This window comes from Aliivibrio sp. S2TY2, from assembly GCF_028765525.1.
Lineage (GTDB): Bacteria > Pseudomonadota > Gammaproteobacteria > Enterobacterales > Vibrionaceae > Aliivibrio > Aliivibrio finisterrensis_A.
Window position 1 is genome coordinate 587,224 of record NZ_JARACS010000001.1, and the last position, 11,871, is coordinate 599,094.

At 40.2% G+C, this 11,871-nt stretch carries 9 protein-coding genes; 6 read left to right on the forward strand and 3 right to left on the reverse strand.

Going from position 1 to position 11,871, the window contains the following annotated elements:
- The first annotated feature begins 293 nt into the window (after positions 1–293).
- The 5 genes from pheS (at position 294) to PVK63_RS02665 (ending at position 7,610) form a co-directional block, all read left to right on the forward strand.
- Positions 294–1,277, forward strand: coding sequence for a phenylalanine--tRNA ligase subunit alpha (gene pheS / locus PVK63_RS02645; RefSeq protein ID WP_045102137.1), 984 nt, complete (start codon positions 294–296; stop codon positions 1,275–1,277).
- Between the two features lie 17 nt (positions 1,278–1,294).
- Positions 1,295–3,682, forward strand: a complete 2,388-nt coding sequence (pheT, locus tag PVK63_RS02650) for a phenylalanine--tRNA ligase subunit beta (RefSeq protein WP_130088285.1) — start codon at positions 1,295–1,297, stop codon at positions 3,680–3,682.
- A 555-nt stretch (positions 3,683–4,237) separates the two neighbouring features.
- Positions 4,238–4,534, forward strand: coding sequence for an integration host factor subunit alpha (gene ihfA / locus PVK63_RS02655; protein WP_005419121.1), 297 nt, complete (start codon positions 4,238–4,240; stop codon positions 4,532–4,534).
- A 196-nt stretch (positions 4,535–4,730) separates the two neighbouring features.
- The gene (locus PVK63_RS02660; RefSeq protein ID WP_130088286.1) at positions 4,731–5,732 is read left to right on the forward strand and encodes a succinylglutamate desuccinylase; all 1,002 of its coding nucleotides are present in this window, start codon (positions 4,731–4,733) and stop codon (positions 5,730–5,732) included.
- A 96-nt stretch (positions 5,733–5,828) separates the two neighbouring features.
- Positions 5,829–7,610 carry a M3 family oligoendopeptidase gene (locus PVK63_RS02665; RefSeq protein ID WP_130088287.1) on the forward strand — a complete coding sequence of 594 codons (1,782 nt, stop codon included), beginning with the start codon at positions 5,829–5,831 and terminating at the stop codon, positions 7,608–7,610.
- Positions 7,611–7,733: 123 nt separating this feature from the next.
- On the opposite strand, the gene PVK63_RS02670 is transcribed toward PVK63_RS02665, so the two are convergent.
- Positions 7,734–8,216 carry a YajQ family cyclic di-GMP-binding protein gene (locus PVK63_RS02670; RefSeq protein WP_130046274.1) on the reverse strand — a complete coding sequence of 161 codons (483 nt, stop codon included), beginning with the start codon at positions 8,214–8,216 and terminating at the stop codon, positions 7,734–7,736.
- Positions 8,217–8,232: 16 nt separating this feature from the next.
- On the reverse strand, positions 8,233–9,285 hold the full coding sequence (locus PVK63_RS02675) for a 3-deoxy-7-phosphoheptulonate synthase (RefSeq protein ID WP_130088288.1): 1,053 nt from the start codon (positions 9,283–9,285) through the stop codon (positions 8,233–8,235).
- A gap of 210 nt (positions 9,286–9,495) precedes the next feature.
- On the opposite strand from PVK63_RS02675, the gene PVK63_RS02680 reads away from it, so the two are divergent.
- Complete coding sequence (locus tag PVK63_RS02680) at positions 9,496–10,380, forward strand: putative PEP-binding protein (RefSeq protein WP_130088289.1); 885 nt, start codon at positions 9,496–9,498, stop codon at positions 10,378–10,380.
- Between the two features lie 85 nt (positions 10,381–10,465).
- Here PVK63_RS02680 and PVK63_RS02685 read toward each other — a convergent pair whose 3' ends face one another.
- The gene (locus PVK63_RS02685; protein WP_130046277.1) at positions 10,466–11,821 is read right to left on the reverse strand and encodes a hypothetical protein; all 1,356 of its coding nucleotides are present in this window, start codon (positions 11,819–11,821) and stop codon (positions 10,466–10,468) included.
- Positions 11,822–11,871: the final 50 nt, after the last annotated feature.

An 11,871-nucleotide genomic window follows, 5' to 3' on the forward strand; every position in this document is an offset into this window, starting at 1 on the left:
TCATAATTCGGGAAAGATAATACATACTGCGAATGATAATTACTATCATTTTCATTTGATCTTTTGCTTTTTTGTTCTATGGCGTGAAAAATTGAATAAAATAAAAATGATAGCCATATAAAAAGAGGGGAATTGATAGGTGTTCTATAGGCATTTGGCTAAGAAAAGTACTTTTTTCTATTAGATCAGCTATTTTATCCAATTCAGTTTGGATTTAGCGCTGTGATTTATTACTATGTGCTGATATGTATTTTACTCGCAACGGATACCACCTATAAGTGGATGAGGAAACGATGCAACATCTAGACGAGATCATTGCCAATGCAACGGCAGAAATTGAACAAGCAGGCTCTTTAGTCGCTCTGGACGAAGTCCGTGTTCAATACTTAGGTAAAAAAGGGCATTTGACACTTCAGCTTCAAGGACTAGGTAAACTAGATCCTTCAGAGCGTCGTGAAGCAGGTCAACTGATCAATAAAGCAAAGCAAGCGGTTCAAACGTTATTAGTTGAACGTAAAGATTCACTTCAAACTGCAGAGCTTGAAGCGAAACTTGCTGCTGAAACTATCGATGTAAGCCTTCCAGGCCGTCGTATCGAGAATGGTGGTTTACACCCAGTTACTCGTACCGTTGAGCGTATTGAGCAATTCTTTGGTGAATTAGGTTTCAGCACTGAATCTGGCCCTGAAATTGAAGATGCATTCCATAACTTCGATGCGCTAAATATTGCAGACGATCACCCAGCACGTACTGACCACGATACGTTCTTCTTTAACCCTGATCTAATGCTACGTACGCATACATCAGGTGTTCAGATCCGTACAATGGAAAATGGCAAACCACCATTCCGTTTCATTGCTCCTGGTCGTGTTTACCGTAACGATTACGATCAAACTCACACACCAATGTTCCACCAAGTGGAAGGTATGTTAGTTGATGAGAACGTTAACTTTGCACAACTTAAAGGTATTCTTCACGATTTCCTTTGTAATTTCTTTGAAGAAGAAGTTGAAGTGCGTTTCCGTCCTTCATTCTTCCCATTCACAGAACCTTCTGCTGAAGTTGATGTGAAGCGTAAAGATGGCAAATGGTTAGAAGTATTAGGTTGTGGCATGGTTCACCCTAACGTACTTCGCTCTGTTGGCATCGACCCTGAAAAATACTCAGGCTTTGCGTTTGGTATGGGTGTTGAGCGTCTAACTATGCTTCGTTACGGCGTAAATGACCTTCGTGCGTTCTTCGAGAACGACCTTCGTTTCCTTAAACAATTCAAGTAATTCGGGGCTAGAAATTTATGAAATTCAGTGAATCTTGGCTACGCGAGTGGGTTAAACCTGCTATTAACAGCGAAGAGCTAGCTCACCAAATCACAATGGCTGGTTTGGAAGTTGATGAAGTTGCACCTGTTGCTGGTGAGTTCACCGGTGTTAAAGTAGGTAAAGTGGTTGAGTGTGGTCAACACCCAGACGCAGACAAACTTCGTGTAACTAAAATTGATATCGGCGAAGAAGAACTTTTAGACATCGTTTGTGGTGCATCTAACTGTCGTCTTGGTCTAACAGTTGCTGTTGCAACGGTTGGTGCTGTACTTCCTGGTGACTTCAAAATTAAGAAAGCAAAACTACGTGGTGTTCCATCACACGGTATGCTTTGTTCTTTCTCTGAGCTAGGTATTGATGTTGAATCTGACGGTATTTTAGAATTACCTGAAGGCTCTACATTAGGTATGGACGTTCGTGAGCTTCTTGAGCTTAACGATGTTGCTATTGATGTTGACTTAACAGCAAACCGTGCTGACTGTTTTAGCATTCGTGGTTTAGCTCGTGAAGTAGGTGTTCTTAACCGTGCAGACGTAGCTGAACCAACTATTGAAGCAGTAGCAACAAGTATTGAAGATACGGTTTCTATTGAAGTTAAAGCAACTGAAGCGTGTCCACGTTACCTTGGTCGTGTAATCAAGAACGTAAATGCAAAAGCTGAAACACCAATCTGGATGCAAGAGAAACTGCGTCGTTGTGGTATCCGTTCAATCGATGCGATTGTTGATATTACAAACTACGTAATGCTTGAGCAAGGTCAACCAATGCACGCGTTTGATCTGTCTAAGATCGACGGCGGCATTGTGGTTCGTATGGCTGAACAAGATGAGAAACTAACTCTTCTTGATGGCAACGAAGCGAAGCTAAACAACAATACATTAGTGATTGCAGACCAAAACAAAGCATTAGCAATCGCTGGTATCTTTGGTGGTAAAGAGTCTGGTGTAACGACTGAAACAACTGACATCATGCTTGAGTGTGCATTCTTCGCTCCTGATCACATCCGTGGTCGTGCGCGTGCATACGGTCTACACACTGATTCTTCTCTACGTTTTGAGCGTGGCGTTGACTCTACATTACAAGCAACAGCGATGGAGCGTGCAACACAGCTTCTTGTTGAACTTTGTGGTGGCGAAGTAGCTCCTATCTCTGCAGCAGAATCTGACGCTGATCTTCCAACAGCAAACACGGTTGAATTACGTCGTAGCAAGTTAGATGGTCTATTAGGTCATCACATCCCATCAACAGATGTGGTTGAGATCTTAACGCGTCTAGGTTGTTCTGTTGAAACGACAGACACAGGCTGGACAGCAACATCTCCATCATGGCGTTTTGATATTGCAATCGAGCAAGACCTAATTGAAGAAGTAGGTCGTATCTACGGTTACAATAACATTCCAAACCAAGCACCTGTTGCTGCACTAAACATGAACGATCACAAAGAAGCAAACCAACCGCTTAAGCGTGTTCGTGACCTTCTTGTTGACCGTGGTTACCACGAAGCAATTACCTATAGCTTTGTAGAGCCTGAGCAACAAAAACTGATCGTGCCTGAGATTGAGCCGTTAATTCTGCCATTCCCAATTTCAGCTGACATGTCAGCAATGCGTCTAAGCCTATGGACTGGTTTGATCAACACCGTTGTTCACAACCAAAAACGTCAACAACCACGCGTTCGTTTATTCGAATCGGGTCTGCGTTTTATTCCTGAAGAATCAGCAGAAAACGGCATGCGTCAAGAAATGATGCTTGCTGGTATCATCGCTGGTACTCGTGGTGAAGAACACTGGGATATCGCAACAAACACAGTTGATTTCTTCGACCTTAAAGGCGATTTAGAAGCCGTTCTTGAACTAACTGCTAACGAATTAGCGTATGAGTTTAAAGCTGCTAAACACCCAGCACTTCACCCAGGCCAAACAGCAGCTATCGTTGTTGGCGGAAAAGAAGTTGGTTTCATTGGTACAGTACACCCAGAGTTAGAGCGTAAGTTTGGCTTAAACGGTCGTACAATCATGTTTGAAATCGAGTGGGACGCAATCAATACTCGCGTTATCCCAGAAGCTGCATCAGTATCTAAGTTCCCTGCAAACCGTCGTGATATCGCGATCGTTGCAGACGAGGCTATTGCTTCTGGTGACATCGTTGCTGAATGTTTAGCATCAGGCGGCGAGCTATTAACTAGCGCGAAACTGTTCGATGTTTACCGTGGTCAAGGCGTTGAAGAAGGTAAGAAGAGTCTTGCAATCGCACTGACACTTCAATCTGTTGAGCGTACGCTAGAAGAGGCTGATATCACTTCAGCTGTTGACGCTATTGTTGCTGCAATTGGTGAGAAGTTCTCAGCAACACTGCGTGACTAATACACTTCTTTTTTAACAGAAGAATATAAAATCCAGTACTGACGTTTGTTGGTACTGGATTTTTTTATTATAAAATAACGCAAAGGTAAAGATTTACGTTTTAGGCCAAGCAAGAGAGAAAGCTGCAGTCTAGTATATAATGCTGAAGAAAAACTCGATTAGTATCTATAGATTAGAAGATAGTAATAGAGGTCTAAAGCTTACTTGTTCACAATCAAACAGATGGCTTACTTTCAAATTTGTTAATAATTATTTGGGCAGCATCACAATTTTACATACGAACGAATGTTCTAAATAACCATGTATTATTAGTGGTATATACTAAATCAATGACTTAGGTTAGGCTGATATAAGATATCTAAGTAGATTAAGCTTATAAATTTGATCGCCATCTCATAAATGCATCATGATTTTTGAGAAAAAAGTTGGCGAAAATCAGTCAGTTGGCATACACTGTCAAGAGTTGAACGAATGTTAAGTTGTTGTTCTAACTGTTCAGTTTCCAGTTACAGTAAATACTGTAGCTCTGTCTAACGTAACTTGAGGGTAGTTTTTATGGCACTCACTAAAGCTGATTTGGCTGAGACCTTATTTGAAAAAGTTGGATTAAGTAAACGCGACGCCAAGGAAACGGTAGAAGTATTTTTCGAAGAGATTAAGCAAGCTCTAGAGAGTGGTGAGCAAGTTAAATTATCTGGATTTGGTAATTTTGACTTACGCGAAAAGAGTGAGCGACCTGGACGTAACCCAAAAACTGGGGAAGATATTCCAATTTCTGCACGCCGCGTAGTAACATTTAAACCGGGCCAGAAACTGAAAGCTCGCGTTGAGAATCTACCAGTAGAAAAATAATCTTGCCATCTTTGGCTGAAGAGAATGAAAGCTGTATGACAATTATTTGTTATGCAGCTTTTTTATTGCCTTCATTTTTTTAACTTAGAATTCCATTGTGTTTGAACTCACACAATTGTTTGTATTTTGTTAAATAACATTAACGTAAATGGTACAGTTTTTTGGTTGAATATTTTACCAAGGAAGAGAAGTACCAATGGATCATATTTCATTTATTCAAAATACCTTAGATTTGTCTGTCTCTGTAAAAGAAAAAAGTTGGTTACTTACGGATGGCACTCTGGTTATTTATCATAGCCGAGGTGTCGTAGAGTTTGTTCCAAGTTTAGATTTTACCTCGAACCGTGCTGTTGTATTGTCATCGGGGGTTCACGGTAATGAAACATCTCCAATAGAGCTACTTGATACTATCATTGAAGATATTCAAAGCGGTAAGCTCTCATTGACTCAACCCTGTTTATTTATTTATGGACATCCTGCAGCAACACACCAACATACTCGATTTATTGATACAAATTTGAATCGTTTATTTAGCGGGTATCAAATCCCTGACGATAGCGTTGTTGAAGTAGCCTTAGCGAATAGACTGATGGAAAGTGTGGACCGATTTTTTACCAAACATGACGCACAAGAAAAATGGCATTTAGATCTCCATTGTGCAATTCGTTCATCGCAGCATTACACTTTTGCAATTCATCCATATAACAGGCATTACAAAAGATCAGATCCATTACTTCGCTTTTTATCACAAAGTAAAATCGAAGCCTGCTTATTTTCAGAAGCGCCAGCATCAACCTTTAGTTGGTACAGTGCAGAGCATCATGGTGCTCATGCTGCGACTGTTGAGCTAGGTAAAGTGGCAAAAATGGGCGAAAATGACTTAACCTTACTGGCTGATTTTGAAAAAGAACTCCGACATTTTATTAGCCATGATAGCCATACAGATAATGAGAAGGTTATATCGAGTGTCATTGAATACCAAGTAACCCGAAGCATTATGAAACACAGTGAGCAGTTTGAATTTCACTTTCCATCTGACTTAGCGAACTTTACTCAATTTAACGAGAATGAATTACTTGCCGAAGATGAAGGGGTTAAATACCGGGCTCAACGTGGTGGCGAAAGTGTTGTGTTTCCAAATGCGAAAGTAGAAAACGGACACAGGGCGTGTTTGTTGGTTCAAAAAATAGAAAATTAAGACGAATTAACTTAAAAAATGCGTCTCTATCAATAAATCCTTTATCCAATGAATTCAATTGTTATGATGTAAAAAACAAAATAAAAGGACATGATAATGACAGCACCAAGTTGGGACCTCTCTATCGCATTTCAATCGCTTGATGATCCAAAGCTAGCAAATACCATTATTTCAATTGAAGAGCGTATTCTTCATTTCGCTGCTGATGATATTAATGTCAACGTTGATGGGTTGCAGCAGGCGATTATTGAGAAAGAATCCATTTCAGTGCAACTGGCCACTGTGGGGAGCTATGGTAACTGCATCGCTTCTGTGGATGCATCAAATTCTCAAGCTAAAGCATTGGTTAACCAAGTAACAAAACTTGCGTCTGATCTGTCTCAAGCTTTTAGCCCATATCTAGATGCGATTGTAAATGCGCCAACGGAATGCTTTGAACAAGTATTGTCACTAAACAATGAATTAGAAGCACAACGTTTCCTGCTTGAAGAAGAAAGAAAACTGGTTGCGACCAGACTAAGCGTGAAAGAAGAGCAGTTATTATCAGCCATGAGTGTTGATGGTAAAAATGCCTGGGGTCGTTTGTATGACAATATTACAGGCTCTATGAAAGTGACACTGCAACTTCCAAATGGAACAGAGGAAACCATTGGGTTGTCTCAAGCGGCAAGTATTCTCTACGGCAGCGATACACTACGTAGAGAGCCTGCATGGCGTGCAATACAGTTGGCAATGAAACAAAACCAAGAAAGCTTTTCTGCCATATTAAATGCACTGGCAGGTTGGCGTTTAACAGAATACCAAAAGCGTAGCGCTGCGAATAAGCTGCACTTTCTTGAACCAAGCCTACATGGTAGCCGTATTGAGCAACAAACGCTGGATAGCATGATCTCGGTAGCAAAAAAGAACCGCGCAGTAGGACAAAAAGCAGGACGCTTAATGGCAAAAATGTTTAGAACTGAGCAGTTAACGCCATGGGATCAACAAGCGTCAATGCCACCATTAGTAGGAGAGGCCTCTAATTACAGCTTTGATGAAGCCATTGACATCATAAAAGACGCTTTTGCTGGTGTGTCTCAAGAGATGGCAGATTTTGTTGATTTGATGGTTAAAAATGGCTGGATTGATGCCGCACCACAAGAAACTAAACGTCTTGGTGCTTACTGTACAAAATTTGCAGATACACGTACTCCTTTAGTCTTTATGACTTGGGGTAATAGCATGTCTGATGTATTAACGCTTGCACATGAGTTAGGTCACGCCTTCCACAACTGGGTAATGCGAGACATGCCATTATGCAAAACTAAATACCCAATGACGTTAGCGGAGACGGCGTCAATCTTTGCAGAAAACGTTGTTCGTGATGCATTACTGGCTAAAGCAAAAACCAAAGAAGATAAAATCGAAATGCTATGGGAAGAGTTATCTTCAGCACTCGCATTAACTATTAATATCCCAGTACGTTATGAGTTTGAAAAAGCATTTTATGAGCAACGTGCAACGAAAGAGCTTGGGCCAACTCAACTCTCTGATTTAATGAGCCAAACATGGTCTGAATGGTACGGTGATGCAATGTCTGAGCCCGATCCCATGTTCTGGGCAAGTAAGCTTCACTTTAGTATTCCGGAAGTTAGTTTTTATAATTACCCATATTTATTTGGTTACTTATTCAGTATTGGTGTTTATGCACAAAGAGAGGCAAAAGGAGAGAGCTTCTACCAAGATTACGTCAGTTTATTGCGTGATACTGGCTCTATGAGAGCTGAAGAGGTGGTTCAAAAGCATTTGCAGATGGATTTAACCGAAGAAACGTTTTGGCAGCAGAGCTTAGACAGAGTAAGCCAACAAATTGATGAGTTTGAACGATTAGTCAGCTAATTTTAAACTAGAGCCTAACGAAAAATGTAATCGAAAATAATAAAAAAGCGCCTCACTGATAAACAGCAGAGGCGCTTTTTTTATATCTATCAAACAGCAATGTTTTTAGATAATTAAACTGGATTAGTCACGGAAGTTTGTGAACTGGAAAGGCTGACCAAAGTCACCTTCACGTACAAGTGCCATTGCAGCTTGTAGATCGTCACGATTCTTACCAGTAATACGCAGTTGTTCGCCTTGAATTGCAGCTTGAACTTTAATTTTTGATGCTTTAATTTCTTTTACTAATTTCTTAGCGATAAGCGTATCAACACCTTGCTTAAAGTCGATATCTTGATAAAAGTTTTTACCAGAGTGAACGGCGTCTTTGATCTCCATAGCACGAGCATCAACACCACGTTTTGCAAGGTTACCACGTAAAATATCTACTAACTGAGACAGTTGGAAGTCATCTTCCGCTTTAATTTTGATGTTTTCGCCTTTTAATTCAAAGCTAGCATCAACGCCACGAAAATCGAAACGAGTAGCTAATTCACGAGTAGCATTGTCTACCGCATTTTTTAGTTCAACATTATCAACTTCAGAAACGATATCAAAAGCAGGCATAGTTTTAATCCTTAAATTAACGAGATGTTTTAATTGTGTTTGATAACATGTCTAACATAGTCACGGTATCTTCCCAGCTTAGGCATGGGTCAGTAATTGATTGGCCATAAGTCAGGTTATTTAAATCAGTCATTGGTTGGTTGCCTTCAATAATGAAGCTTTCGGCCATAATACCAACCACTTTATTGCTACCAGACTCTATTTGAGCGCAAATATCTTTGGCTACATCAAGTTGGCGACGGTGTTTTTTCTCACAGTTAGCATGACTGAAGTCTACAATCAGATGAGGCGGTAAATCAACGTCCGCTAAGCGTTGACACGCATCCGTTACCGAATCAATATCAAAGTTAGGCTTATCGTTACCACCACGTAAGATAACGTGACCAAAAGGGTTACCAGCAGTACGGTAAACCGTCATACGACCTTGCTTGTCTGGAGAGTAGAAAAAGTGAGAAGCTTTCGCTGCACGAATCGCATCCATTGCTATTTGTACATTGCCATTTGTGCCGTTTTTAAAGCCAACAGGGCAAGATAGGGCAGAAGCCATTTCACGGTGAATTTGAGACTCAGTCGTACGAGCGCCAACAGCACCCCAAGTGATTAAGTCAGCAATATATTGACCCGTGATCATATCTAAAAACTCAGTCGCCGTAGCTAAACCCAGTTTGTTGATATCAAGTAGGAGCTTACGCGCTTTATGAAGACCAGCTTCAAGTGCATAACTGCCATCTAAGTTAGGATCAGTAATTAAGCCTTTCCAACCCACAATGGTACGAGGTTTTTCAAAATAAGTACGCATAACGATGAACAGATCATCTTTATACTGATCTTGTATATTGGCTAAGCGTTGTGCGTAATCTAAAGCTGCATCTGTATCATGAACAGAGCATGGACCCACAACGACTAAAAGACGTTTATCTTTGCCAGTTAAAATTGCTTCAACCTGTGCGCGAGAGTGCTCAATATGTTCAGCAACCTCATCTGTAATAGGGTGAGCAGTCGTAAGTTCAGCAGGAGTTGGCATAGGGCCTAATGGCTGAGTACGAAGTTCATCTGTTTGAAATGGCATAGTTTCGCCCGTTAATTCTTTAATACACAAGGATAAGATAACGGAAAATCAAAGGGGATGAAACCCAAAATTTTTGTATAACGAAAGATAGAGTAAAGAAAAGTTAACGTATTGTATCTTTTAGACTTGAGTTGTTGCTCATGTATCGGTATGTTCAACATAAATAACATTAAATAATGAAACCGACTTATTGAGTTCATTGGAGCAAGCATGACAGATACAATTTTACCAACGCTAACTCGTGTGGCAAGTTTACCTTCATATCAGTCTCAAACCGATTCAGAAGCTACTTTGTATGTTTCTATTGCAGGGTTAATCCAAGAGCATTTGTTTTATCACCCAAAAGCCGTTATTAAAGCACCAAAAATGAGCGATATTGATGCGCAAAGTTTAGCCATTATTATTGAAGGGGCGGCAGATGGTAAAACACATTTTGTAGATACTTTAGCTAATGAGATCCTAGCGAATATCAAAGCATCAACAAAAGAAGTGAAAATTGCGTTCTCAGACGCTGACAGTGCAGCATTTGCAGGGTTACTGGGAGGCCAATTAGAAGCACATGAAGAAAACCCAAAAATGGGCGTTCGTGGTGTTACTCGTTTTGCCTCTGATGCGAGTACAGAGCAATTTGCTTTAGAGTGTGAAGTGATAAAGAAAGTCATCGCAGCGACAACAGCAAGTGTGCAAATTGTGGTGCCATTTGTGCGTAATTTAAGTGATGCAGCAACCATCATTGATCGTTTAGCAATTCAAGGTTTGCCACGTGGTTTAAATGGTTTACAAGTCCACTTTGTATGTGATGTACCTGCCGCGGCTTTAATGGCAGATAAATTACTGCAGTACTTTGATGGGTTAATTATTAATGTGGATACATTGACGCAATTTACGTTAGGTGTAGACAAACAAAATGAAGCGCTAGAGCATCACTTTGATCCACAAAACGAAGCCGTTCTTCATCTTGTAGGTAACGCGATTCAAGCGGCAAATAAAGCGAATAAGCCAGTGTTAACTACCATCGATGAATTGGCTCAAAATCCACGTATTCAAGAGCTGTTAGAGCAACTGACAGCAACAGAGGTTGTAGTTACCGCGTAACGATAATGTACTACCGTTAAGATACAAAAACGCTTTTAGGTGATTAAACCTAAAAGCGTTTTTTATTGTTTGGATTTAATTAGTATTACTTATCGATAGCAATTTTTTCAATATCGATAATTTTAGAGCGGTTTACAATAATCTTCCAACGATGCAGTTGAGTACTGTAATCATCCATGGTTTCACGTACGATTAAATTAATTAAGTGGCGTTTTTCAACTGATTCTTTACTCACTTGCCCCTCATTCAATTGATAAATCTTCTGAGAGCCTTTTTCCATTAAACGGGCGATAGGGCGAAGATCAACTAACATGGTTTCACGAGTCTGTTCATAACCACTCATAAACTTAGTGATCGCCATTTTGGTTTGGCTTTTGTATGACAGAACCACCTCTTCACGCTGCACCACACGATGTTTACGCAGTTTTTGAATATCAGAATCCAACTCAGAGAACGTCATGTAATCTAGCCATTCTAACTTACGCCCAACATACGTGTTGGTGGTAGGGTCAAGATAGCGCTTACGCCATTTAGGTTGGCCTTTACGTATCCAGCGCCACATAACATCACGCAAATCATCTTTAAAGACTTCACGCATCGCATAAATAAACGATACCGCAAAGATAAAAGAGGCAGTAATTTCACCTAAAAAACCACGTGCTTGAATCACCATTAATGAAACAAAGATCATCACAACCGCCGTTGCGCCACCTTTAACCATACGTTTAATGTGTTTACCAAGCGCCAGGTTTTTTTCTTTCAATACAATAGGGTACTCAATTAAACGACGAAGTAAGCGCATTTTATTCGACATACGAGTAATATCTTCCCGAGCTTTACGAGAGTTATAACTCTTATCTAAGCGATGGAGATCTTCTTTTTCACAGAAATCGATAAGTTTTTCTTTTACTTCTTTATATTCTTCATTGCGTGGCATGTGCGCAATCAGAGAAAGAAATTTCTGTTCAGTATACCAAGAAAGGTAATTGTCGATATTGGCGTAGTAACGCTTTAATGCGTCATCATAAGGGACGTTACGACGTAACTTTCTGAGGATGTCGATCGCCAATTCAATCGCATCTTCAACTTCATCATGCGTGATATCGTCACGAGTCGTATCGCTCAGTTGCTGTATAGCTTTCTCTAATGCCAAAGCATATTGATAAGCATATAAACTCAAACTTAAACGGTATTGTTCAGTAGACAAGCGTCCACGCTGTGCTAAACGGGAGTGCACAAGGGGAAGGTGGTTTTTATCACTGAAATACGTACGATAGCTCTGGATTGAGTTGTAATAAAACTCAGATTCAGAAACCATGTCCTTGTTTAAACCAAGCTCTCCGGGAACAAAAAGAAACATCTCTAGTTCGTGCTGCTTAGATTCTTCAACAATATGTGAGATTTTTAGTGATAAGCCATCTTTCTTACCAACTGTAATCACAGGAAATGCCTATAAAAATGGTAATTCATAAAGCAAGCATATCAGAGTTC

Bases quoted from the DNA above. Each gene is read 5' to 3' on its own strand.
- PVK63_RS02665 (WP_130088287.1), top strand. From the start codon at position 5,829: ATGACAGCACCAAGTTGGGACCTCTCTATCGCATTTCAATCGCTTGAT.
- pheT (WP_130088285.1), top strand. From the start codon at position 1,295: ATGAAATTCAGTGAATCTTGGCTACGCGAGTGGGTTAAACCTGCTATT.
- pheS (WP_045102137.1), top strand. From the start codon at position 294: ATGCAACATCTAGACGAGATCATTGCCAATGCAACGGCAGAAATTGAA.
- PVK63_RS02680 (WP_130088289.1), top strand. From the start codon at position 9,496: ATGACAGATACAATTTTACCAACGCTAACTCGTGTGGCAAGTTTACCT.
- ihfA (WP_005419121.1), top strand. From the start codon at position 4,238: ATGGCACTCACTAAAGCTGATTTGGCTGAGACCTTATTTGAAAAAGTT.
- PVK63_RS02660 (WP_130088286.1), top strand. From the start codon at position 4,731: ATGGATCATATTTCATTTATTCAAAATACCTTAGATTTGTCTGTCTCT.
- PVK63_RS02670 (WP_130046274.1), bottom strand. From the start codon at position 8,216: ATGCCTGCTTTTGATATCGTTTCTGAAGTTGATAATGTTGAACTAAAA.
- PVK63_RS02675 (WP_130088288.1), bottom strand. From the start codon at position 9,285: ATGCCATTTCAAACAGATGAACTTCGTACTCAGCCATTAGGCCCTATG.